25 protein-coding genes are annotated in these 21760 nt (G+C 58.4%); 11 read left to right on the top strand and 14 right to left on the bottom strand.

Features of this window, described 5'->3' with window-relative positions; all coding sequences use genetic code 11:
• Position 1: 1 nt before the first annotated feature.
• Together modA and CD175_RS01025 are read right to left on the bottom strand one after the other, a co-directional pair.
• Positions 2-769 (bottom strand): molybdate ABC transporter substrate-binding protein, encoded by a 768-nt coding sequence (gene modA / locus CD175_RS01030; protein WP_104447308.1) that lies wholly within the window; start codon positions 767-769, stop codon positions 2-4.
• Positions 770-893: 124 nt separating this feature from the next.
• A complete protein-coding gene (locus CD175_RS01025; RefSeq protein ID WP_104447307.1) occupies positions 894-1961 on the bottom strand; it encodes an NAD(P)H-dependent flavin oxidoreductase in 1068 nt (355 codons plus the stop codon).
• Positions 1962-2174: 213 nt separating this feature from the next.
• On the opposite strand from CD175_RS01025, the gene acuI reads away from it, so the two are divergent.
• Positions 2175-3158, top strand: a complete 984-nt coding sequence (gene acuI, locus CD175_RS01020; RefSeq protein WP_104447306.1) for an acrylyl-CoA reductase (NADPH) — start codon at positions 2175-2177, stop codon at positions 3156-3158.
• Here acuI and ada read toward each other — a convergent pair whose 3' ends face one another.
• From ada to CD175_RS01000, 5 genes are all read right to left on the bottom strand, one after another.
• Complete coding sequence (gene ada, locus CD175_RS01015) at positions 3159-4223, bottom strand: bifunctional DNA-binding transcriptional regulator/O6-methylguanine-DNA methyltransferase Ada (RefSeq protein WP_104447305.1); 1065 nt, start codon at positions 4221-4223, stop codon at positions 3159-3161.
• Positions 4224-4310: 87 nt separating this feature from the next.
• Complete coding sequence (gene alkB, locus CD175_RS01010; protein ID WP_104447304.1) at positions 4311-4991, bottom strand: DNA oxidative demethylase AlkB; 681 nt, start codon at positions 4989-4991, stop codon at positions 4311-4313.
• Complete coding sequence (locus CD175_RS01005) at positions 4981-5685, bottom strand: 2OG-Fe(II) oxygenase (protein ID WP_104447303.1); 705 nt, start codon at positions 5683-5685, stop codon at positions 4981-4983. Before CD175_RS01005 ends, alkB begins: the two co-directional genes overlap by 11 nt.
• Positions 5686-5802: 117 nt before the next feature.
• Complete coding sequence (locus CD175_RS31265) at positions 5803-5970, bottom strand: hypothetical protein (RefSeq protein WP_167399488.1); 168 nt, start codon at positions 5968-5970, stop codon at positions 5803-5805.
• 36 nt (positions 5971-6006) lie between these two features.
• On the bottom strand, positions 6007-6309 hold the full coding sequence (locus tag CD175_RS01000; RefSeq protein WP_007912251.1) for a DUF1883 domain-containing protein: 303 nt from the start codon (positions 6307-6309) through the stop codon (positions 6007-6009).
• A gap of 201 nt (positions 6310-6510) precedes the next feature.
• Between CD175_RS01000 and CD175_RS00995 the strand changes: the two genes are divergently transcribed.
• Together CD175_RS00995 and CD175_RS00990 are read left to right on the top strand one after the other, a co-directional pair.
• Positions 6511-6867 (top strand): hypothetical protein, encoded by a 357-nt coding sequence (locus CD175_RS00995; protein ID WP_104447302.1) that lies wholly within the window; start codon positions 6511-6513, stop codon positions 6865-6867.
• 72 nt (positions 6868-6939) lie between these two features.
• Entirely contained in the window at positions 6940-7170 is a 231-nt protein-coding gene (locus CD175_RS00990; RefSeq protein ID WP_104447301.1) for a hypothetical protein, read from the top strand.
• A gap of 11 nt (positions 7171-7181) precedes the next feature.
• Here CD175_RS00990 and CD175_RS00985 read toward each other — a convergent pair whose 3' ends face one another.
• Positions 7182-7463, bottom strand: a complete 282-nt coding sequence (locus CD175_RS00985) for a hypothetical protein (protein WP_104447300.1) — start codon at positions 7461-7463, stop codon at positions 7182-7184.
• A gap of 446 nt (positions 7464-7909) precedes the next feature.
• Positions 7910-8098 (bottom strand): hypothetical protein, encoded by a 189-nt coding sequence (locus CD175_RS00980; RefSeq protein ID WP_104447299.1) that lies wholly within the window; start codon positions 8096-8098, stop codon positions 7910-7912.
• 289 nt (positions 8099-8387) lie between these two features.
• On the opposite strand from CD175_RS00980, the gene galU reads away from it, so the two are divergent.
• The 3 genes from galU (at position 8388) to gorA (ending at position 12546) form a co-directional block, all read left to right on the top strand.
• Entirely contained in the window at positions 8388-9227 is an 840-nt protein-coding gene (gene galU / locus CD175_RS00975) for a UTP--glucose-1-phosphate uridylyltransferase GalU (protein ID WP_007975949.1), read from the top strand.
• Positions 9228-9565: 338 nt separating this feature from the next.
• The gene (locus tag CD175_RS00970; protein WP_104447298.1) at positions 9566-11080 is read left to right on the top strand and encodes an MFS transporter; all 1515 of its coding nucleotides are present in this window, start codon (positions 9566-9568) and stop codon (positions 11078-11080) included.
• 107 nt (positions 11081-11187) lie between these two features.
• Positions 11188-12546, top strand: a complete 1359-nt coding sequence (gene gorA / locus CD175_RS00965; RefSeq protein ID WP_104447297.1) for a glutathione-disulfide reductase — start codon at positions 11188-11190, stop codon at positions 12544-12546.
• Here the strand turns inward: gorA and CD175_RS00960 are convergent.
• Positions 12543-13553 (bottom strand): DNA-binding protein, encoded by a 1011-nt coding sequence (locus CD175_RS00960; RefSeq protein WP_104447296.1) that lies wholly within the window; start codon positions 13551-13553, stop codon positions 12543-12545. The two genes, gorA and CD175_RS00960, sit on opposite strands and share 4 nt — an antisense overlap.
• A gap of 306 nt (positions 13554-13859) precedes the next feature.
• On the opposite strand from CD175_RS00960, the gene CD175_RS00950 reads away from it, so the two are divergent.
• From CD175_RS00950 to ahpF, 4 genes are all read left to right on the top strand, one after another.
• On the top strand, positions 13860-14462 hold the full coding sequence (locus tag CD175_RS00950; protein ID WP_205886309.1) for a site-specific integrase: 603 nt from the start codon (positions 13860-13862) through the stop codon (positions 14460-14462).
• Entirely contained in the window at positions 14444-14689 is a 246-nt protein-coding gene (locus CD175_RS31395) for a tyrosine-type recombinase/integrase (protein ID WP_205886308.1), read from the top strand. Before CD175_RS00950 ends, CD175_RS31395 begins: the two co-directional genes overlap by 19 nt.
• A gap of 138 nt (positions 14690-14827) precedes the next feature.
• Complete coding sequence (gene ahpC, locus CD175_RS00945; RefSeq protein ID WP_007975937.1) at positions 14828-15391, top strand: alkyl hydroperoxide reductase subunit C; 564 nt, start codon at positions 14828-14830, stop codon at positions 15389-15391.
• 139 nt (positions 15392-15530) lie between these two features.
• Positions 15531-17093 carry an alkyl hydroperoxide reductase subunit F gene (gene ahpF, locus CD175_RS00940; protein ID WP_104447294.1) on the top strand — a complete coding sequence of 521 codons (1563 nt, stop codon included), beginning with the start codon at positions 15531-15533 and terminating at the stop codon, positions 17091-17093.
• A 175-nt stretch (positions 17094-17268) separates the two neighbouring features.
• Here the strand turns inward: ahpF and gloA are convergent, their stop codons facing one another.
• A complete protein-coding gene (gene gloA / locus CD175_RS00935) occupies positions 17269-17790 on the bottom strand; it encodes a lactoylglutathione lyase (protein ID WP_104447293.1) in 522 nt (173 codons plus the stop codon).
• Positions 17791-17934: 144 nt separating this feature from the next.
• Between gloA and CD175_RS00930 the strand changes: the two genes are divergently transcribed.
• Entirely contained in the window at positions 17935-18453 is a 519-nt protein-coding gene (locus CD175_RS00930) for a DUF4946 domain-containing protein (RefSeq protein WP_104447292.1), read from the top strand.
• A 164-nt stretch (positions 18454-18617) separates the two neighbouring features.
• Here the strand turns inward: CD175_RS00930 and CD175_RS00925 are convergent, their stop codons facing one another.
• The 3 genes from CD175_RS00925 to CD175_RS00915 all read right to left on the bottom strand — a co-directional run bounded on the left by CD175_RS00925 (position 18618) and on the right by CD175_RS00915 (position 21743).
• Positions 18618-18980, bottom strand: a complete 363-nt coding sequence (locus tag CD175_RS00925) for a histone-like nucleoid-structuring protein, MvaT/MvaU family (protein WP_007975932.1) — start codon at positions 18978-18980, stop codon at positions 18618-18620.
• A 233-nt stretch (positions 18981-19213) separates the two neighbouring features.
• Positions 19214-20746 (bottom strand): EAL domain-containing protein, encoded by a 1533-nt coding sequence (locus tag CD175_RS00920; RefSeq protein WP_104447291.1) that lies wholly within the window; start codon positions 20744-20746, stop codon positions 19214-19216.
• A gap of 124 nt (positions 20747-20870) precedes the next feature.
• A complete protein-coding gene (locus tag CD175_RS00915; RefSeq protein WP_104447290.1) occupies positions 20871-21743 on the bottom strand; it encodes a LysR family transcriptional regulator in 873 nt (290 codons plus the stop codon).
• Positions 21744-21760: the final 17 nt, after the last annotated feature.

The raw sequence follows: 21760 nt of genomic DNA, 5'->3' as shown, positions 1-21760 counted from the left end.
TTTAGATTTCGTAGCCGTAGGACTTGATGACAGCTGCCGCTTTCGGCCCCTTGAGGTAGTCAACCAATGCCTTGGCGGCCGGGTTGTCCTTGCCCTTGTTGAGGATCACGGCGTCCTGTTTGATCGGGTCGTGCAGGCTGGCCGGAACGATCCAGGCCGAACCGCTGGTGATCTTGCCGTCCTTGTAGATCTGCGACAGGGCGACAAAGCCCAGCTCGGCGTTGCCGGTGGAGACGAACTGATAGGCCTGGGTGATGTTCTGGCCTTCAACAATCTTGTCCTTGACCTTGTCGGTCAGACCTTCCCTGGTCAGCACCTGGGTTGCCGCCAGGCCGTAAGGCGCGGCTTTCGGGTTGGCGATGGACAGGTGCTGGTATTCGTTCTTTTTCAGCACGTCGCCCTTGGCATCGACGTAGCCTTCCTTGGCCGACCATAGCGCGAGGGTGCCGACTGCGTAGGTGAAGCGCGAACCCTTGACGGTGTCGCCTTCGGCTTCGAGTTTTTTCGGGGTGCTGTCGTCGGCCGAGAGGAACACTTCGAACGGCGCGCCGTTTTTGATCTGGGTGTAGAACTGGCCGGTGGCGCCAAAGGAGGTCACCAGTTTATGCCCGGTGTCCTTTTCGAAATCAGCGGCAATGGCCTGGATGGGCGCTGTGAAGTTGGCAGCGACAGCCACCTGGACTTCGTCCGCCTGGGCTGAGCCGAAGGCGAATACGGCGAGCAGGCTCGCCAGGCAGGTCGGGGCAAAACGTGAGGCACGAATGGTCATGAAACGGCTCCGTTAAAGGCAATTGCAGCAAGGGTAAATCGTTATGTACATAAATATATAGCGAATTGCCTTTAAACGGAATGTGCTGTCACAAAACTGTATACAATTCTAACGAAAATGATGCTCAGGGGCGACCTAGCAGCCTCGCCAATCCTTCTTCTGCCAGTTTTCGAGTCAGTGCCTCGGTGGTCAATTCAACGCCAAGAGTAAATGCCTGGCCGGCCCAGAGGTTGCTGAAGTCCGCTTCACCTTTGGCCCGCAACGGCATCAACGCGCCACCGGCCAAAGGGAAGGCCGGGGCCTTGGTGCTCATGGGCCCCAGTTCACGCATCACCCGGTTAAGAATGCCCCGGGCCGGGCGACCGGTGAACACGTTGGTAACCGCCGTCTCGCTTTCCTTTGCGGTGCGCAACGCTTTGTGATGGGATGGGCTGACCTTGGCCTCCGGGGTGAACAGGTACGCCGTGCCCACCTGCACCGCCGAAGCGCCCAGCATGAAGGCAGCGGCGACGCCTCGTGCATCAGCGATGCCGCCAGCGGCAATCACCGGTACTTTCACTGCATCGACGACTTGTGGCACCAGGGCGAACGTCCCCACCTGGCTGCTCAGGTCATCGCTGAGGAACATCCCGCGATGGCCTCCCGCTTCATAGCCCATGGCAATGATTGCATCGCAGCCATGCTGCTCCAGCCACACCGCTTCTTCGACGGTGGTGGCCGAGGACAATACCTTCGCACCGGTGGCTTTGACCCGGTCGAGCAGGGATTTTTCCGGCAGGCCAAAGTGAAAGCTCACCACTTCGGGGCGAAATTCTTCGATCACTTGGCAGCCTGCGTCATCGAACGGCGCCCGATTGGACACGGGGGTTGGCGCAGCGAAATCGGCGCCGAGTTCCTGGTAGTAGGGTTGCAGCAGGTTTTTCCAGTCCTGCGCGCGCTGCTCATCAGGGGATGGAGGCTGATGACAGAAGAAATTGACGTTGATCGGGTGCCGGGTGTGTTGGCGGATGGTTTTGAGCTCTTCGCGCAGTTGATCGATGCTGAGCATCGCCGCTGGCATCGAGCCGAGGCCGCCGGCATTGCAGGCCGCAATCACCATGGACGAGTTCGTGGCACCGGCCATCGGCCCCTGAATGATCGGCAGTTCGATCCCGAGCAGGTCAAGAATGCGGGTATCTGGCCATGGGTTCATGTGCTGTGTTCTCCGACGTTGAAGCAGGGCAGGGACGGTAGAACAGGATTTGTAACGCAACGATTGGCGCAAGGCCAGTCGTCTTTTCAGTTCGTCAGGCTTTCTTCGGCGCCCGACGGCTTGGCTGATTGGCTTAAAGTCGAGTACGACAATCTGTTGTCATGTGTTATTTCAAATGCACCACAACCCGACTGATTCCATTGAGAGGCCGTAATGTTCAAAGGTATTTTGATCGACAAAGACGACAGCGGTTACCGGGCCACACTGCAAGAGATCCAGGACGATCAGTTACCCGAGGGCGATGTCACGGTGCGTGTTGCCTACAGCACGCTGAACTTCAAGGATGGCCTGGCGATCACCGGCAGCAGTCCGGTGGTGCGCAAATTCCCGATGGTGCCGGGCATCGATCTGGCCGGTGTGGTCGAGGTCAGCGGGCATCCGGACTACAAGGTCGGTGACGCAGTCCTGCTCAATGGCTGGGGCGTAGGAGAAGGGCATTGGGGCGGCCTGGCGCAGAAGGCTCGCCTGAACGGTGACTGGCTGATCCCGCTGCCCAAAGCATTCACCGCCGCCCAGGCGATGGCCATCGGTACGGCGGGCTACACGGCCATGCTGTGCATCCTGGCTTTGGAACATAACGGTGTGACGCCCGGGCAGGGTGAAATCCTGGTGACCGGCGCCAACGGTGGCGTCGGCAGTTTCGCCATCGCGTTGCTGAACAGGCTCGGCTACCGGGTGGTGGCGTCCACCGGACGTACGTCGGAGCATGACTACCTGAAGCAACTGGGCGCCAGCGAAATCATCGATCGCGCCACCTTGTCCGAGCCGGGCAAGCCCTTGGCCAAGGAGCGCTGGGCGGCCGTGATCGATTCGGTCGGCAGCCACACCTTGGCCAATGCGTGCGCCAGCACCAAGGCCAATGGCACCGTCGCGGCCTGCGGTTTGGCGCAGGGCATGGACTTTCCGGCGTCCGTTGCGCCGTTCATCCTGCGCGGTGTGACCCTGGCCGGCATCAACAGCGTGACCCAGCCCAAAGCCAAGCGCGTGGAGGCCTGGAGTCGCCTGGCCAAGGACCTGGACTTCAACCTGTTGCCGTTGATCAGTCACGAAATTGGCTTGAGCGAAGCCATCGAAGCCGCGCCGCGCTTGCTTGCCGGGCAGTTGCGCGGGCGCGTGGTGGTGGACGTGAATCGCTGATCAGCGCGATTCGCGCTCCAGCAACTGGCGTTTGCGCTCGACACCCCAGCGATAGCCCGAGAGATTGCCATCGCTGCGCACCACGCGATGGCACGGGATCGCCACGGCCAGGTTGTTCGCGCCGCAGGCTTGAGCTACGGCGCGAACGGCTTTTGGCGAACCGATGCGTAGCGCGACATCGGCGTAGCTCGCCGTGCTGCCGACAGGGATCTCCCGCAGCGCTTGCCAGACCCGTTCCTGGAACGCGGTGCCGCGCACGTCCAATGGCAGGTCCAGGCCAATCGCCGGGGCTTCAATAAAGCCGACGACCTTGGCAATCAACGCTTCGAACGCCTGATCGGCGCCAATCAAATTGGCTCGCCGAAACTTGTCTTGCAGATCACAGACCAGTTGGTGCGGATCATCACCGAGCAAAATCGCGCAAACCCCGCGTTCACTCTGCGCCACCAGAATCGCTCCCAGCGAACACTGGCCGACGGCAAAACGAATGTCGTTGTTTTGCCCGGCAGCGCGGTAGTCCCCGGGCTTCATTCCGAGCAGTTGGTCTGCCGCTTCATAAAACCGGCTGTTGGAGTTGAAGCCGGCGTCATACAGGGCATCGGTCACCGAGCCGCCGCCTGCCAGGCGCTCGCGCACCTTGCGTGAACGATGGGCATCGGCGTAGCCCTTGGGCGTCAGGCCGGTGACGCCTTTGAACACACGATGGAAGTGGAAGCTGCTCAATCCCGCAGCCTCGGCCAGTTCGCCCAGGGTGGGCAGCGTTTCGGCGCTTTCAATCTGGCGGCAGGCAGCGGCCACGGTGGCGGCATGCTGTGCGGCGAGTTCGCTCTGATCCTTTGTCGCGCGCTTGCTCGGACGATAACCCGCGGCCCGGGCCTGTTCGGCGCTATCGAAGAATTCGACATTGTGTGGCTTGGGCAGGCGCGCGAGGCTGCTGGGGTTGCAGTAGATGCCTGTGGTCTTCACGGCATAGACAAACTGCCCGTCAGCCTTGGGATCGCGTGCGACCACGGCGGCCCAGCGCGGATCGTTTTCGGTGATGATCTTGGTCGATTGGGTTGTCATGGCGTCACGTCCTTTGAGGAGTTGCCTGCACATTATCCATGGGGCAATTCCCACACACTCCGGCGCTTGCGGTCAAATTCGAAGTCTTCATCCGGCGGTGCGGAAGGTGAAGTTGATGCGTTGCTCGCCCAGTCTCGGGTGAAGGCCGTCCTTGATCGGCAATACGCCGTGATAGCGCAGGCGATCCACGCCACCCCAGACCACGATGTCACCATGCAGCAGGGGGATGCGCTGACTTTTGTCACTGCGTGCAAAGCCGCCGAACAGGAACATCGCCGGCAAGCCCAGCGATACCGAAACGATGGGGGCTGCATAGGAATGCTCGTCCTTGTCTTGATGCAATGACATTTTTGCCCCGGGGATGTAGCGGTTGATCAGGCAGGAATCAGGCACAAAGTCGCTGAACCCGGCAGCCTGCGCCGCCGCTTGTGCCAGTTGGAAAAACACCTCGGGCATCGTCGGCCAGGGCTGACCGGTCTGGGGATCGTGACGGGTGTAGCGGTATCCGTTGCGGTCTGTGGTCCAGCCGAATGTGCCACAACTGCTCAGGGCGACCGACATGGTAAAACCGCCGGGCGTGACCATCTGCCGAAACGGCGCAGCCAGCAGCACCGCCTCCAGGGCGGGCAGCAAACGCTCCAACCAGGGTAGGGCGAAGCCTCGCAGCACGTATGACTGTTCGCCGATCTGCTCGCGCCTGGGCTCTTGCTCGGGTTCTGCATCGGCAAACAGATCGAACGTCAGCGGGTTCATGGGCTCATGTCGCATCGTGAAAGATGATTCCAAGGGTATGCCGTTTGCCGCTGTGCAGGCGACTCACGCCGTGGCGCAGGGTCACGCGGTAGTAACCGCGAGTGCCTTTGACCGGCCGCTGGTTGACGGCAAAGATCAGTCCGTCACCTTTCTTCAGGTCGATGACCATCGGGCGTGACTGCATGCGCGGGCGTTGTTCGGTCATGACAAATTCACCGCCGGTGAAGTCTTGATCGGGGGCTGACAGCAGAATCGCCACTTGCAACGGGAAAACGTGCTCACCGTACAGGTCCTGATGCAGGCAGTTGTAGTCCTGCGGACCATATTGCAGCAATAAGGGGGTCGGACGGTTCTGACCAGCGGCATGACAGCGCTCGAGGAAGGCAGGATGAGTGTCAGGAAAACGCTGCGGCAAGCCCATTTGTTCATGCCAGCGATTGGCAATCGGCGGCAGGCGCGGGTAGAGCGCGCTGCGCAAGCGCGCCACGAGGTCCGGCAACGGGTAGCTGAAATACTTGTACTCGCCGCGGCCGAAGCCGTGACGAGCCATCACCACGTGCGAGCGAAAGGACTCGGTCCGGGGGTACAGGGCGCTGACCTGATCACAAGCCTTGTGGCTCAGCAGTGAAGGGATGACGGCATAACCGTTCAGGTCAAGTTGCTGTTCCAGCCGGGACCAGTCCAGCCGGTCCAGATAGTGCTCGCTCATTGCCGGGCCTCTTGTGGTTGAGGTGGCCAGTCTGGAAGACTTGAATGCAGCAGGCACTCCGGCGCTTGCGGTCGAACTGCGAACGGGAGCCGACGTCCATTGTCGCTCCGGATCGCGTTACAGCGCTTTGCTGACGCTGATTTCGCTGATGACGTCGTCCTGTCCATGAATGGCATCCAGCGCCGCTTTGGCTTCTTCTACGGTGCCGTTTTCAAGCTGGGCAAACTCGAAGCGGCGCTCGCCATTGAGTTTGTATTTGATGACGTACTTGGTCGTTTGGGCCACGGTCGTATCTGCCTGTCTGTGTTTCGGGTGTGCTGATCAGCTCAGTTTCGTGCTGGAACGGCGAATGATTTTGATCGAGTGCGTCAGGGTGGGCTTGCGCGTCACGCTGATAGCGCGGCGGTTGACGGTGTCGATCGTGATGTTCCAGAAACCGGTGCTGGGGGCGGTGATGCGCGCCGGAAACGTGTCGAATGCACCGCCGTGATAGGTGTGACGGCCGCCATTCTTGAAGCTGCGGAAGTTGGCGTCGTTCATCAAACGGATGTTGCACATTTGGGAGCATTGAATGACGACGATGTCGTCTTCATTGAGGTGCTCGCGCTGATGGATAAATTTCATGGGGCGCCTCCAGAAGGGCTTTTTCTACAAAATCAAAACGATAGCATGGGCGATGGGCGCAGTTTATCAGCCCGAAGGCCTTATTATCCGGCCGCTTTGACAATTAAAAACGCTAATTTCACCTTTGATGAGTGATAAAGCAGTTTGCCTCGGAGAAAAAACGCATCTGCGTTGTCCGAGCCTCTTTATCGGAGGTTTTGTATGAAGTGGGGTTTGTGGGTTGTTTCGCTGGCGGCATTGGTGAGCGGTTGTGCGAACGTCTCTGACATCAACGAGTCACTGCCGACCATGAGCGTGATTTCTGGCAAGAAACCCCATGAGTATGCGCAATGCCTCAGCGAAAAACTGGCCGACAGTCGTGGCGCCTTGCAAATCGAGCCGCACAAGGATGGCCTGCGTGTGATCGTGCCACTCAAGTATTCCACGGGGCCGTCAGCCGTATTCGACATTGAAGAGCGCTCGGGTGGCAGCAGCATCAAGCTGCACGAGAGCATGTCCAATGTCCCGGTGCGTCCAAAGGATGTACAGAAGGCTGCCACCGAGTGCATTTCCGGCTGATAAACTATCGACCAACAGCACCGATGCCGCCAAAGCCTGTTTTTGGCGGCATCGTCATTTCTGGAGTCGACGATGAAACGAGAGCAGGTCCGGGAGCGCCATGCAGAGGGACTTATCTCTGCCACCCATGTGATCCAGAATCCGGCGGAGCTGGGGGAGTGGATCGTGTTTTTCAAGAAAAGCGCCGGGCGCAGCTATTTCCTGGTGGATGACAATGACGAAGTCGAGTCCTTTGCCAAACTCGACGATTTGATCGAAACAGTGCGTGGACTCGGGATCAGGTTCGCCGAAATTCATCTGTAGGGCCGAGCCCCTTATTTGCAGACCACCACGACGCTGCGGTTCTTGTAATTGCCGATATCGGCGCCGAGGGTTTTTTCACTGACCTTGAGCGCTGGCGTGCCGTCGGTGCCGACAATCCGGTAGCCGGTTCCTGCACAGGAGGCATCGGCCTTTTCATAGCAGGCGGCCCAGGAATTCGCCTCTCCCGAGCAATCGATCGTCAGACCCTGCTCTCCATTGCCCAGGTAGGTTTCTTCCGACGTTGCGCAGCCGCTCAGGGCCAGTACCGTTAGCAAAGGCAAAATTTTATTCATGGCTTGATCATCGTCAGGGGGTGGGCTAAGGCTGAGACAGCGCCGGAATGAAAAGGTTATAGCGAAAGGCCACTTCTTTTTCGGTGTTCATAAAACAGGTTCTTCACGCATTCCCGGGAAACTGTAGGAGCCAGCCTGCTGGCGATGGACTCCAGTGCGCCGCGTTTATGCAGGTTCACACGCGTTATCGTTAACGACCATCGCAGGCAAGCCAGCTCCCACAATGGACCATGCCCACGCTGAAAATGTAGGAGCCAGCCTGCTGGCGATGGACTCCAGTGCGCCGCGTTCATCCAGTTCACACGCATTATCGTTAACGACCATCGCTGGCAAGCCAGCTCCTACAGGAGACCGCGTTCGCGTCGAAAACGAAGTGACCTCTAAACCAGTGAAAGAACCATAAAAAAGCCCTGCGCCATGGCAGGGCTTTTCGAGAGGGGCGTCGATCAGCTCTTGTCCTTGCCGCGTCGCTTGGGTTCCGGGTGCTCAAGCTCCAGCACCGAGGCCACTTCGATTGCCAGGGCTTCGGAAGGGAAAGGCCCGGCGATATTTTCACCGGCGACACTGGCCACCCACCATTGCCCGTCTTTCATCTTGTTGATCAGGAATCCGTTGACGCTTTTTGCTTCCGACATCTATTTGCCTCGTTGTCTGGTTCAATCGCGCCATGATACCGGCAAACGCGCGCAACGGGTGCCGTTGGGTGTAGGGTAGGTCGCATCGGGTCGGTGAAAACCGTGCAATTACGCAAGTTTCTGCTATGCATAACGGGTTGCGTAGTGACCTGTGAACGCCCGCAGGGAACTATCGCCAAGAATATTTCTCTATGTTGACATCGGTTAGCCAGCGCGGGGCATTGTAAGGTGCTCGCCGGCTGATTAGACTGCGCCGAAACTCGTACACACAGCCCTTTCAAGGACTTTTATGATCAAGAAATGCTTGTTCCCAGCAGCCGGTTACGGTACTCGCTTCCTGCCAGCGACTAAAGCCATGCCCAAAGAAATGCTGCCGGTGGTGAACAAGCCACTGATCCAGTACGGCGTCGAAGAAGCCCTGGATGCCGGCTTGAACGAAATCTCCATCGTTACAGGTCGCGGCAAGCGCGCCCTGGAAGACCACTTCGACATCAGCTACGAGCTGGAAAACCAGATCAAGGGCACCGACAAGGAGAAATACCTGGTCGGCATCCGTCGCCTGTTGGACGAGTGCTCGTTCTCCTACACTCGCCAGACAGAAATGAAAGGCCTGGGTCATGCGATCCTGACGGGTCGCCCGCTGATCGGCGACGAACCGTTCGCCGTGGTGTTGGCGGATGACCTGTGCGTCAACCTGGAAGGTGACGGCGTTCTGAAGCAGATGGTCAAGCTGTACAAGCAGTATCGCTGCACCATCGTCGCGATCATGGAAGTGGACCCGCAGGAAACCAGCAAGTACGGCGTGATTGCAGGCGACCTGATTGGTGACGACCTGTACCGCGTGCGCAACATGGTCGAGAAACCAAAGCCGGAAGATGCCCCGTCGAACCTGGCGATCATCGGTCGTTACATCATGACGCCGGACATCTTCAGCCTGATCGAACAAACCGAGCCAGGCAAAGGTGGCGAGATCCAGATCACCGACGCCCTGATGAAACAGGCGCAGGATGGATGCGTGATTGCCTACAAGTTCAAAGGCAAGCGTTTCGACTGCGGTGGCGCCGAAGGCTACATCGACGCGACCAACTTCTGCTTCGAGAACTTCTACAAGACGGGCAAGGCTTACTGATAGCGCTTGAGCTACTTGTATTGAATTCACCTTCTCAGTTTGTGTAACAACAAACAGATGAAGGCCCAGGCAAACGCCCCGACTTGTTCGGGGCGTTTGCTTTTGTGCGGGCTCAAGTACGCAGGGGAGCGGGAAGGTAGGTATCGCCTGACATCCATCGGTGGGCGCTGCGAAAGAAAATCCTGATTTGTTAATTGCAGGGGCAAACGATGATTGTTGCGGCTAAAAACCTCTGTATTAAATGGGATGTATCAGAGCCGGCTTGCTCGGCGTGACTAATGTCACATCAAGGGTGCGCTTAAAGTCGCTGGGGTTTATGAGGAAATGGAGTTTCGTGAATGGCATTAACAGGAGGCGTGACCCTAAAACGGTGGTTGGCTCTAAGCGTACTGATGCTGCCTGTACTGCTGGTAACAATTGACAATACAGTGCTTGGATTCGCGCTGCCAAAGATTGCCGAGGCTCTGCGTCCGAGTGCTAGCCAGCAGTTGTGGATGATCGATGCTTATTCGCTGGTATTGGCGGGATTGCTGGTATCGATGGGGAGTCTGGGAGATCGGGTCGGTCATCGTAAGTTGTTGCAGGTCGGGTCTTTGGGTTTTGCGATTGTGTCGGTGTTGACTGCGTATTCCGATACCGCCGCGCAACTGATTGCCGGGCGAGCTTGTATGGGCATTTTCGGTGCAATGCTGATGCCCTCAACGCTGGCGTTGATACGTTCGGTGTTCGAGGACCGAGAAGAACGCAGGCTCGCAGTCGCGATCTGGGCGACGACGTTGACGGTAGGTTCGGCACTCGGCCCTTTGGTGGGCGGGGTGTTGCTGGAATTCTTCAGTTGGGGGTCGATTTTCCTGTTGGCGGTGCCCGTGTTGGTGCCACTGCTGGTACTGGGGCCACTGTTGTTGCCCGAATCCGAGCGAGATGCTTCAGGACCGTTGGATCCATTAAGCATCCTGCTTTCGATGGCAGCCCTTGGTGCCATTGTTTATGGCATTAAACACAGCGCCAGTAATGGTATCGACTGGATGGCGCTGACAGCATTTGCAGTAGGCGCAGTCGTAGGCGCGATGTTTGTACGTCGACAGTTCCGTCTGCCAGTGCCGCTGATGGACTTGAATCTGTTCCGCAGTGGCGCCTTTAGCGGCGCTGTCGCGATCAATTTGATGAGTCTCGCGTTTCTCGTCGGCTTCGTATTCTTTACCACCCAGTTCCTGCAGATCGTTCTTCAGATGTCGCCCTTGAGTGCTAGCCTCGCGTTGGTTCCTGGTCAGGTTATGGCGATCATAGTGGGAATGGCGGTCGTGCCAATTGCACGGCGATTACAGGTGCATGTGCTGATACCGATTTTGATGGCGTTTGCTGGAGCGGCGTTTTTGCTGGTCGCCAGCATGGGCAGTAGCCTGACCGTTCTAGTGGTGGCTTTTGCCTTGCTGAACATTGGCGTGGGCGCGATCGCGACGGTGTCCAATGATGTGATTTTGTCAGCCGCACCACCGGCAAAGGCGGGCGCTGCGTCGGCCATTAGTGAAACGGCCTATGAAGTGGGCGTAGTTTTGGGGACGACAGTGCTCGGCGGTGTCGTCACCGCCTACTATCGCGGTGCATTGCAGCTTCCGGGGTTCTTGAACGAAGTGCAGGTGATGCTGGCGAGTGAAACGCTGTCTGGCGCCTATCATGTGGCGGCAGACTTGTCGGGTGATCAAGCCAGGGAATTGATGGCGCAGGCGGGAAGGGCATTCGAAGGTGGAATCGGTTTGGTTTCGTGGGTGACGTTCGGCTTGGCACTCATGGCGATATTGATTGCTTGGCGCACTCTGCGGACACCGAAAACGCAATCCGCAGAGGGGCATTGATCGAAAACGAAGATTGGGTCGCGCATTGCCCGGCCCGAGCATTTCAGCACAATGCTTGCTCAGCGGCCGTCCGCAGGTATGCTGGTCACCTGCCGAGGAGATTGAAAATGGCCTACGATTTTGACCTTTATGTGATTGGTGCCGGTTCCGGTGGTGTGCGTGCTGCGCGGTTTGCCGCCGGGTTTGGCGCGAAAGTGGCGGTGGCCGAGAGTCGCTACCTGGGCGGCACCTGTGTGAACGTCGGCTGCGTGCCGAAAAAATTGCTGGTCTACGGTGCGCACTTCGCCGAGGACTTCGAGCAGGCATCCGGTTTTGGCTGGAGCCTGGATCAAGCGCAGTTCGATTGGCCGACGCTGATCGCCAACAAGGACCGCGAGATCAATCGCCTCAATGGCATTTATCGCAACCTGCTGGTCAACAGCGGTGTCACCTTGCATGAGGGGCACGCGAAGATCGTCGATCCGCATCAGGTCGAGATCAATGGCGAGCGCTTTACCGCGAAGAACATCCTGATCGCGACCGGTGGCTGGCCGCAGATTCCGGAGATTCCGGGGCACGAGCATGCCATCAGTTCCAACCAGGCATTCTTCCTCAAAGAGCTGCCCAAGCGGGTGCTGGTGGTGGGCGGTGGCTACATTGCCGTCGAGTTCGCCGGGATCTTCCATGGACTGGGTGCCGAGACTACGTTGCTGTACCGCGGCGAACTGTTCCTGCGCGGCTTTGACGGTTCCGTGCGCAAGCATTTGCAGGAAGAGTTGACCAAGCGTGGCATGGACCTGCAATTCAACGCGGACATCGAGCGCATCGACAAGCAGGCCGATGGCAGCCTCAAAGTCACGCTCAAGGACGGCCGCCAGCTGGAAGCCGATTGCGTGTTCTATGCCACCGGGCGTCGTCCGATGCTGGACAATCTCGGGCTGGAAAACACCGGGGTCAAGCTCGACAAGAAAGGCTTTGTCGAAGTCGATGAGTTGTATCAGACCGCCGAGCCGTCGATCCTGGCGCTGGGCGATGTGATCGGCCGTGTTCAACTGACGCCGGTCGCACTGGCTGAAGGCATGGCGGTTGCGCGACGCCTGTTCAAGCCTGAGCTGTATCGTGCGGTGGATTACAAGATGATCCCGACGGCGGTGTTCAGTCTGCCGAACATCGGCACCGTCGGTTTGACCGAAGAAGAGGCTCGCGAAGCCGGGCACGACGTGCAGATCTTCGAAAGCCGCTTCCGGCCAATGAAGCTGACCCTGACAGAATGCCAGGAGCGCACGCTGATGAAGCTGGTGGTGGATGCCAGGACCGACAAGGTATTGGGTTGCCACATGGTCGGCCCGGAGGCCGGTGAAATCGTCCAGGGCCTGGCGATTGCCTTGAAGGCCGGTGCCACCAAGCGCGACTTCGACGAAACCATCGGCGTGCACCCGACGGCCGCCGAAGAGTTCGTCACCATGCGCACGCCGGTCGCCGGTTAATCGTCCTTCGCTGCGTCTGCCGCTGCCGCAAGGGTCGCGGCCAGACGTACGCGTTCTTCCAGATCCGTCCGGGTTCTGGTCAGTTCAATTTCCAGTGACTTGTTGAGCTGCGATTGCTCATCGACGTTCTGTTTGAGTGCCTGACTTTCCAGCAGGGCGACGCGCAGGCGTTCCTGGAGGAGGGTGCGCTCGCCGTCGACACGGGTAGCCTGATCCAGCAACTGATCCTGACGGGTATTGCTTTGTTTGAGCTGTTCCTGCAGCAGGCTCAGTTCACGCAGTGTGCCGCGGTTTTCAGTCAGCAAGCGTTCGTTGTCACGGTGCAACTGGGTGATTTCATCCTGGCGTACCAGAGCGCTTTGTTGTGCCTGGCGCAGTTCCATCTGTAGCTGTTGCACCTGGCCTTCGTGGCGACTCATTTCCTGTTCGCGCTGTTCCTTGGCCGCATTGCGGTAGTGCTCCAGTGCGTCGCGAGTGTGCAGGTGCTTTTCCTCAAGGGAGCGGATCTGCTCGTCCTTGTCTTTCAAGCGCAATTCGAAATCGGCCAGCGCCTGGTTCATCCCGGCGTTACGGGTTTGCTCCGTTTGCAGCGTGGCGCGGGTTTCTTGCAGGGCCTCGGATTCCTGAGTCAGTGCCAGGCTCTGGAACTCGTATTGCTGGTGCAGTTCGTTGTTGGCCTCTTGCGCTTCGTCGAGCTGTTTTTCCAGCGCCTTGCGTTGTTCCTCGTACTGCGTGCGTGCCTGGTCGATGGGTTCCTGCGCCTGCTCCTTGAGTCTTTGGGCGAGCCGCGCCACCAGCGCCATCAGTTCGTCGTCAATCGGTTCCGCTGGCGCTTCAACCGCCTCGTTCCTGTCATCGAGCTCTTTGAGGTAGCGATGAATCGTGGTTTTCGAGCCGGTATTGCCCATTTCGATCCGTACGGCATCGATGCTGGGGTTTTCGCCACGGGCGAGGATCGCCAACCGAGCGGCTTGCACTACCGCTTTATTTACACCGCCGCGTGCCATGAGATCTCCCGGGTTTTGTTGATGTGGTACGTACCACATAAATACGCATTGTACCATTCAATTGATAAAGTTAAATGCTGAATGTAATTAACACGGGATATACTGGTATTACCCCGTGTGATGGCAGTTTCGAGATATTCCTCGCGCTATTTCCGTACACAAACCCTTGTAGGAGCGAGCTTGCTCCGGGCGGCGATCCGACGATGACCCCAAGACCGCCGCGGGGCACCTGCCAACCAGCGTCATCGTTAACGATCATCGCGAGCAGGCTCGCTCCTACAGTCGGTTAAAACAGGTTCATGTCCTATGAGCGATCTGGATCGCTATCTGCAAGCCGCGACTCGCGACAACACCCGTCGCAGCTATCGGGCGGCCATCGAACACTTCGAAGTCACCTGGGGCGGGTTTCTGCCGGCAACCGGCGACAGTGTGGCGCGCTACCTGGTGGCGCATGCCGGGGTGTTGTCGATCAATACGCTGAAGCTGCGCTTGTCGGCCTTGGCGCAGTGGCACAACAGCCAGGGTTTTGCCGACCCCACCAAGGCGCCGGTGGTGCGCAAGGTGTTCAAGGGCATCCGCGCGTTGCACCCGGCCCAGGAAAAACAGGCCGAACCCTTGCAGCTTCAACACCTGGAGCAGGTGGTCAGTTGTCTGGAGCTGGAAGTGCAAACCGCAAGAGCCGAAGGCGACCGCCCGGGGTTGTTGCGGGCCAGGCGCGATATGGCGTTGATCCTGCTGGGCTTCTGGCGCGGCTTTCGCAGCGACGAGTTGTGCAGGCTTCAGGTTGAACACGTGCAGGGGCTTACATCGACTGGATCACCGAAGCGGCACTGGTGCGTGGGCCGGTGTTTCGTGGCATCGATCGCTGGGGGCATCTGGGGGAAGAGGGCTTGCACGCCAACAGCGTGATTCCCTTGTTGCGCCAGGCGCTGGCGCGCGCAGGCATTGCCGGCGAACTCTACACCAGCCATTCCTTGCGCCGCGGCTTTGCGACCTGGGCGCATCAAAGTGGCTGGGATCTGAAGTCGCTGATGAGCTATGTGGGCTGGAAGGACATGAAGTCGGCCATGCGCTACATCGAAGCCAGTCCGTTCCTCGGGATGGCGCGGCTCACGGAAAAGCCCGTGTCACCCTAGATACCGTTTTCTTCTATTAATACAGCTGGCTAATAGCTAAAGCCAATCAGCAGCATCAGGTTTGCCAATGAGCCTTCCGTTCGTCGAGTGGGTAAAGTTCTCTCCATCAACTTCTTAACCCCTGACGGAGAGTCAACGATGCCTATCATCAACAGCCAAGTTAAACCGTTCAAAGCTGATGCATTCAAAAATGGCGACTTCGTAAAAGTCTCGGACGCTGACCTGAAAGGCAAGTGGTCTGTAGTGTTCTTTTACCCGGCCGACTTCACCTTCGTCTGCCCGACCGAGCTGGAAGACCTGGCTGACAACTACGACGCCTTCCAGAAACTGGGCGTCGAGATCTACAGTGTTTCCACCGACACCCACTTTGCCCACGCTGCCTGGCACAACACTTCGCCAGCCATCGGCAAAATCCAGTACACCATGATCGGCGACCCGACCCACGCCATCTCCCGCAACTTCGACGTGCTGATCGAAGAAGCTGGCCTGGCTGACCGTGGCACCTTCGTGATCAACCCGGAAGGCCAGATCAAGATCGTTGAACTGAACGACGGCGGTGTAGGCCGTGACGCTTCCGAGCTGCTGCGCAAGATCAAGGCTGCCCAGTACGTCGCTGCTCACCCGGGCCAGGTTTGCCCAGCCAAGTGGAAAGAAGGCGAGGCCACTCTGGCGCCGTCTCTGGACCTGGTCGGCAAGATCTAAGTCTGTGATCGCACCATCAGGGCGGAACTCCGCACCTACTCGGTAAGCTGCACCGCCCAATAAAAACGCCCGGGCGAGATTCGCTCGGGCGTTTTTTTATGCCTGCTTTATATGAAACAGCAAAAAGGAAATCGCCCGTATGTTGGACACCAATCTTAAAGCCCAGTTGAAATCGTACCTGGAACGGGTCACCCAGCCGATCGAGATCGTTGCTTCCCTCGACGACGGCGCGAAATCCCAGGAAATGCTCGAACTGTTGAAAGACGTTGCCAGTCTTTCCACCCAGATTACTTTGCTCGACAACGGTGATGATGCACGCAAGCCATCGTTCTCGATCAATCGCCCGGGAGCCGACATCAGCCTGCGTTTTGCCGGCATCCCGATGGGCCATGAATTCACTTCGCTGGTGCTGGCCTTGCTGCAAGTCGGCGGTCATCCGTCCAAGGCCAGTGTCGAAGTGATCGAACAGATTCGCTCGCTCAAAGGCGAGTTCAACTTCGAAACTTACTTCTCGCTGTCGTGCCAGAACTGCCCGGACGTGGTCCAGGCGCTGAACCTGATGGCGGTACTGAACCCGAACATTCGCCACGTCGCCATCGACGGCGCGCTGTTCCAGGCTGAAGTCGATGAACGCCAGATCATGGCCGTGCCCAGCATCTACCTCAATGGCGTGAACTTCGGTCAGGGCCGCATGGGCCTGGAAGAAATCCTCGCGAAGATCGACACCAGCGGCATTGAACGCCAGGCCGAGAAAATCAGCGCCAAGGAAGCCTTTGATGTGTTGGTGGTCGGCGGTGGCCCGGCCGGTGCTTCGGCGGCCATCTATGCGGCCCGTAAAGGCATTCGCACCGGTGTCGCGGCCGAGCGTTTTGGTGGTCAGGTGCTGGACACCATGGCCATCGAAAACTTCATCTCGGTGCAGGAAACCGAAGGGCCGAAACTGGCCGTGGCGCTGGAAGAACACGTCAAGCAGTACGACGTGGACATCATGAATCTGCAGCGTGCCGACAAGTTGGTGCCCGGCAAAAATGGCGAGCTGCACCAGATTCACTTCGCCAGCGGCGCAACGCTGAAAGCCAAGACCTTGATTCTGGCGACCGGAGCGCGCTGGCGTGAAATGAACGTCCCGGGCGAGCAGGAATACCGCAACAAAGGCGTGGCGTACTGCCCGCACTGCGACGGCCCGCTGTTCAAGGGCAAGCGCGTGGCAGTGATTGGCGGCGGTAACTCCGGCGTCGAGGCGGCCATCGACCTGGCCGGTATCGTGTCCCACGTCACGCTGCTGGAGTTCGACGTTCAGTTGCGCGCCGATGCGGTGTTGCAGCGCAAGTTGCACAGCCTGCCGAACGTCACCGTGATCACCAGTGCACAAACCACTGAAGTCACCGGCGACGGTCAGAAGGTCAACGGCCTGCGCTACAAGGATCGCCAGAGCGACGAAGTGCGCAGCGTGGAGCTGGAAGGGATCTTTGTGCAGATCGGTTTGCTGCCCAACACCGATTGGCTCAAGGGCACCATCGAGCTGTCACCCCGTGGCGAGATCATTGTCGATGCTCGCGGTGAAACGTCGGTGCCGGGTGTGTTCGCCGCCGGCGACGTGACTACTGTGCCGTACAAGCAGATCGTGATCGCGGTGGGCGAGGGCGCCAAGGCTTCGCTAAGCGCCTTCGATCACCTGATCCGCACGTCCGCCCCGGCATAAAGCCCGGCGCTGAAAACACAAAACCCCATGATCGGTCATGGGGTTTTTTGTGTCTTGCACATTACCAATGTGGGAGCGAGCCTGCTCGCGAAGACGGTTTGTCAGTCACATCATTTTTGCATGGACTGGCGCTTTCGCGAGCAGGCTCGCTCCCACAGGGGATTTGTGGTGAGGCTTACAGTGGAGCGGGCTGGATGATCTCGACCCAGTAGGCGTCCGGGTCCTTGATGAATGCCAGGCTCTTCATGCGGCCATCGCTCAGGCGCTTCTGGAAATCGCAGCCCAGTGCTTCAAAGCGCTCGCAGGCGGCGACGATGTCCGGCACCGAGATGCAGATATGGCCGAAACCGCGCGGGTCGGTGTTGCCATTGTGGTAGGCGAAATCCGCATCGTTCTCTGTGCCATGGTTGTGGGTCAGCTCCAGAATGCCGGGGATCGATTTCATCCACTCTGTGCGTGCGGCGGCATCGGCCGGGATCTGGTTTTTGTCGACCAACGCCAGGAAATACAGGCTGAACTCGGCTTCCGGGAAGTCGCGTTTTTCCACCAGGGTAAAGCCCAGGATGCGTGTGTAGAAGTCCAGGGACTTGGTGATGTCCTTGACCCGCAGCATGGTGTGGTTGAAGACAAATTTCTGCGTAGCGGTGTCCGGTTGGGCGGTGACGCCGGGGAAGGTGTTCAATTCGTGCAGGCTCATGGGCCCTCCGGGAAATATGTGGGCTAACGAATGGTGACAATGATACGCAAGGGTTCGGACATCACCAAACCCAAACAGTCGGCTATTGCCTGACAGCCGGCCTGGGCCCAGACTTTACGGCTTGATCCGTGAGTGCCGATTGCAATGATTCGATTCCGTAACCTGCTGTTTATCCTCCTGAGCGTGTTTTCGCTGGTGGGCGCTGCTCGTGCCGATGCGCCAGTGGTGACCTGGCCGCAAGGCTGGCAGATCGAAGCCGTCCCTGACTCTGCGTCGGGGGTCAGTCGCCAGCGGGCGGTGAAAAATGATCAGGATGGATCGCCGCTCCTGGTGATGGAGCTGACCATGAGCCCGGTGCAAAGCGATCATCAGGTAAACCTCGAAGGCGTATTGCTGGAGATGCGCAAGTCAGTTCAAAAAGACTTCTTTCAGGGTGGGTATCAAAGTGTCTGCACACGAATTCATTCGACTACCTTGAGTCGATTGGCCGCGTTGGAAACAACCTGCACCGTCACGCAAAACGGCCGGCATGTGCTTTCGCAAACATTGGTGGCCGCGGTGGATGCCGATAAGGCCTATGTTTTTTCCTACGCCGGGCAGGCCGAGGCTTATAAGGCGAGCCAGGATGAAATAGACGCAGCCCGTAACAGCTTGAAACTTTAGTTGGCGACAGTGCTTTTTCGATGCATGAAAAAAATTTTAGATATCGAAATGGATTAAGCACAAAGTAGTCGGGGGGGCAGGTAGTTGTCTTGTGCTCGCCGCGGGCATTTAGATAGCCCATGAAAAAGCCCTGCATAAGCAGGGCTTTTTTGTCGTCGCGAGAGTCAGCCGCGCAGCCAGGAGTCAACGGTGGCTGCACCGTACTGTTCTTTCCAGGCTTTCAGGCCGCGGTGATTGCCGCCCTTGGTTTCAATCAGCTCGCCGGTGTGCGGGTTCTGATAAACCTTGACCACACGGGCACGGCGGGTTTTCGGTGCTGCTGCTTGCAGGCCGGATTTTGCCGGGTTCGGGTCGAGAATGGCGATGATGTCGCGCAGGCTCTTGCCATAGGTTTTCATCAAGCCCTGGAGCTTCTCTTCGAATTCGATTTCTTTCTTGAGCCCGGCATCGTTCTTCAGGGATTCCAACTGCTTGAGCTGTTCTTGAAGGGCCTTTTCGGCTGCACGAAATTCAGCGAGTCTGGACAATATCTTTACTCCAATAGTGTGTTTGGCTGATACCAACCGCAAACAAAGCTATAAGCCAAGAGCCTTGAAGCGACTCGGTGATAGTGGCTCACCTGCCAAATTAGCGCAGGCAGGAAAAATTGTAGTAGTTAATTGGCCAAGAGTAAATCCTGTCTTTTTCTTCATGTAACGGCAGTAGTGTCTTGATTCAAATTTATGCCTGTAGTCGTTGTTTTATCGATTAAATTTTCGAGTTAATGGTCGCTTAATGCACTAATGAATTCCGCCCCGGGCATGGGTTTGCCGAACAGATAACCCTGCAGGAAGTTGACTTGGCGTGCGCTGAGGTAATCACTCTGCTCAGGGGTTTCGACACCTTCAGCCACCAGGGCAAGGTCGAGTTTGACGGCCAGGTCGATGATGCTGTCGAGGATGTGGCTGGAGAGGGTGTCGATGCCGATCATGGCGACAAAACTCTGGTCTATTTTCAGGAAGTCGACATTGAACTGGCGCAGGTAGCCAAGGCTTGAATGACCCGTGCCAAAATCGTCGATGGCGATCTTCACGCCCAGTTCACGAAGTTGCTCGAACAGTTGCAGGGTGATGTCCGTTGGCTCGATCAGTTCGCGTTCGGTCAGTTCCAGTACCAGGTAGATCGAGCCCGGCTCGAACGCATCGAGGAACTCGCGGCAATCCTTGACCAGCTCCAGGTCCTGGCAATGGCTGGCGGTAATGTTGATGCCAATGTGAAAGGGTTTGTTGAATCCGGCGGATTGCGGCGCGAGCAGGGCGGCGGTTTGTCGCATGAGCGAACGGGTCATCGGTACGATCAGTCCGCAGTGCTCGGCAAACGGGATGAACAGGTCCGGACGCACCAGGCCTTCCTTCGGATGCTTCCAGCGCATCAGCACTTCAGCACCGGACCAGCGTTTGCTGTCGCCATGCACCACGGCCTGGAAATACGGAATGAACTCTGCGGCTTCCAGTGCCCGTTGCATTTCCTGGGTGGGCGCCGATGAGCGCTTTTGCAGGAAGTGACCAATTGACCCGGCAATCACACCGAAGAAAATCAGCAGACTGAACAGGGGGGGATACTCGCGGCTCATGTATCGCCAGGTTTCGCCTTTGGGGAAACCGGCTTCCACGGCAAAGGCATAGTGCCCGGAGGCCAAGCGGCTCTGGGCAACGGGTAGTTCAGGCGCGGCACCGGCGTGAACCTTGCCATCGGCGGACATCCAGTCCGGGCCGACTTGCAGCACCAGCAAGGTCTGGCGGCCGATCAAGCGCAGAGCGTTGCCCAAGTGATAACCATCGAGGGTCGTCAGCGCGCCTTTTTGTCCTTCGCTCAGGCGGTACACCAGCAAGGCGGTGTTGGGCGTCACCGGATTGCCGTTCATGAGCCACAAAGCGCCCTGGGTGTAGTCGCCGGGGTTGACCTTCTCCTGGTAGTCGCCGAACAGCGAACTGCAATAGAGGTTGTTGTCCCACACCAGACTGGTCGAGCGCACGAATGGGCGGCGAGTGACCTGCTCGCGCAGCGCCAGATTGACCTCGCTGCAACTTTGGCCAGCCATCGGCAGCAGTTCGCGAGCGGCCTGGGCGGTGTTGTCGAGCATCAAGTCGAACTGACGAACCGCTTCCTCGGCGGTTTGTTCGGTGTCTTGCTTAAGCACACGTCCTGCCTGCATGTAAAGAATGGTGGCCCCCAGCAGTACCGGGAGTAATCCACAGAGCAGGGTGACAGCAATTTTCTTGCTGCGACTGCGGGTTTTGGCTTTCAGCGGCATTCGCGAATCCCGTCACGAAGAAGTAAGGCTCTCAACAGCTGGCAGGGCAATACGCCTCCCATAAAGAGTTCGGATAAGGGCCATGATAGTTGGCCCTCGGTAGTTGTGCTGGTAGCTATGCCGCTCAACGCAGGTCGAGGCTTGCGGCCAGTTCGATAAAGGCCAGCGTCGCGGGTGATGCCTGGCGTCGATCGAGTACCGCCAGGCCGACCTGGCGCACCACCGTCGGTGACAGCGGTTTTCTCACATAACGGCTGTCTGATTGATGGGGCAATGAACCTTCGGCGACTACCGTCACCCCATCGCCACGAGCGACGACATCCAGGGTGCTCAGCAGCTGTGAGCAGCGATAACGGATGTTGGGCGTCAGTCGGGCCGCGGTGAACAGGCGTGAAACCAGCTCCGAAGAACCGGCCTCGGTCAGCACAAACGGGAAGTCGCACAGGTCCTTCAGGTTCAGGCTGTCGTGAACCGCCAGCGGGTGGTCGGCGGGCAGCAGCGCGACCATCTGGTCTTCGATCAGCGCGACCGTGTCGAAACGCTCCTCGGGCAATACTACAAAGCCGATGTCGATCCGTCGCTCCTCCAGCCACTGCAGCACCTGGCGGTCTGGGCCTTCGTCGATATGCACTTCGATGCCGGGATGGGCGGCGCGGTACTGCTGCAGTATCAACGGCAACAATTTGATCGATGAAGTCGGCCCGAACGAGCCGATACGCAGCGTGCCGCGTTTCATGCCCCGCGCATCGGCCGCTTCCTGGCGCAGGGTGTTGGCCAGGCCCAGCATCGCGCGGGCGCGCAGCAGCAACTGCTGGCCAATGTCGCTTGGCTCGACCCGGGTTTGATGCCGGCGCAACAATTCGACCCCCAGCTCCTGCTCCAGAGACTTCAAGGCATGGGACACCGCCGATTGGGAAATGCCCAGGCGATTTGCCGCTGGCGTGAAGCCGTGGAGTTCGGACACGAGGGAGAAAATCTCCAGTTGAGTGAGGGTCATGAGTGTTTGCTCATTTT

Origin of the sequence: Pseudomonas laurylsulfatiphila, from assembly GCF_002934665.1 — a bacterium.
Classification (GTDB): domain Bacteria; phylum Pseudomonadota; class Gammaproteobacteria; order Pseudomonadales; family Pseudomonadaceae; genus Aquipseudomonas; species Aquipseudomonas laurylsulfatiphila.
This window is presented reverse-complemented; position numbering and strand designations above follow the sequence as displayed.

Bases quoted from the DNA above. Each gene is read 5' to 3' on its own strand.
- modA (WP_104447308.1), bottom strand. From the start codon at position 769: ATGACCATTCGTGCCTCACGTTTTGCCCCGACCTGCCTGGCGAGCCTG.
- CD175_RS01025 (WP_104447307.1), bottom strand. From the start codon at position 1,961: ATGAACCCATGGCCAGATACCCGCATTCTTGACCTGCTCGGGATCGAA.
- acuI (WP_104447306.1), top strand. From the start codon at position 2,175: ATGTTCAAAGGTATTTTGATCGACAAAGACGACAGCGGTTACCGGGCC.
- ada (WP_104447305.1), bottom strand. From the start codon at position 4,223: ATGACAACCCAATCGACCAAGATCATCACCGAAAACGATCCGCGCTGG.
- alkB (WP_104447304.1), bottom strand. From the start codon at position 4,991: ATGCGACATGAGCCCATGAACCCGCTGACGTTCGATCTGTTTGCCGAT.
- CD175_RS01005 (WP_104447303.1), bottom strand. From the start codon at position 5,685: ATGAGCGAGCACTATCTGGACCGGCTGGACTGGTCCCGGCTGGAACAG.
- CD175_RS01000 (WP_007912251.1), bottom strand. From the start codon at position 6,309: ATGAAATTTATCCATCAGCGCGAGCACCTCAATGAAGACGACATCGTC.
- CD175_RS00995 (WP_104447302.1), top strand. From the start codon at position 6,511: ATGAAGTGGGGTTTGTGGGTTGTTTCGCTGGCGGCATTGGTGAGCGGT.
- CD175_RS00990 (WP_104447301.1), top strand. From the start codon at position 6,940: ATGAAACGAGAGCAGGTCCGGGAGCGCCATGCAGAGGGACTTATCTCT.
- CD175_RS00985 (WP_104447300.1), bottom strand. From the start codon at position 7,463: ATGAATAAAATTTTGCCTTTGCTAACGGTACTGGCCCTGAGCGGCTGC.
- CD175_RS00980 (WP_104447299.1), bottom strand. From the start codon at position 8,098: ATGTCGGAAGCAAAAAGCGTCAACGGATTCCTGATCAACAAGATGAAA.
- galU (WP_007975949.1), top strand. From the start codon at position 8,388: ATGATCAAGAAATGCTTGTTCCCAGCAGCCGGTTACGGTACTCGCTTC.
- CD175_RS00970 (WP_104447298.1), top strand. From the start codon at position 9,566: ATGGCATTAACAGGAGGCGTGACCCTAAAACGGTGGTTGGCTCTAAGC.
- gorA (WP_104447297.1), top strand. From the start codon at position 11,188: ATGGCCTACGATTTTGACCTTTATGTGATTGGTGCCGGTTCCGGTGGT.
- CD175_RS00960 (WP_104447296.1), bottom strand. From the start codon at position 13,553: ATGGCACGCGGCGGTGTAAATAAAGCGGTAGTGCAAGCCGCTCGGTTG.
- CD175_RS00950 (WP_205886309.1), top strand. From the start codon at position 13,860: ATGAGCGATCTGGATCGCTATCTGCAAGCCGCGACTCGCGACAACACC.
- ahpC (WP_007975937.1), top strand. From the start codon at position 14,828: ATGCCTATCATCAACAGCCAAGTTAAACCGTTCAAAGCTGATGCATTC.
- ahpF (WP_104447294.1), top strand. From the start codon at position 15,531: ATGTTGGACACCAATCTTAAAGCCCAGTTGAAATCGTACCTGGAACGG.
- gloA (WP_104447293.1), bottom strand. From the start codon at position 17,790: ATGAGCCTGCACGAATTGAACACCTTCCCCGGCGTCACCGCCCAACCG.
- CD175_RS00930 (WP_104447292.1), top strand. From the start codon at position 17,935: ATGATTCGATTCCGTAACCTGCTGTTTATCCTCCTGAGCGTGTTTTCG.
- CD175_RS00920 (WP_104447291.1), bottom strand. From the start codon at position 20,746: ATGCCGCTGAAAGCCAAAACCCGCAGTCGCAGCAAGAAAATTGCTGTC.
- CD175_RS00915 (WP_104447290.1), bottom strand. From the start codon at position 21,743: ATGACCCTCACTCAACTGGAGATTTTCTCCCTCGTGTCCGAACTCCAC.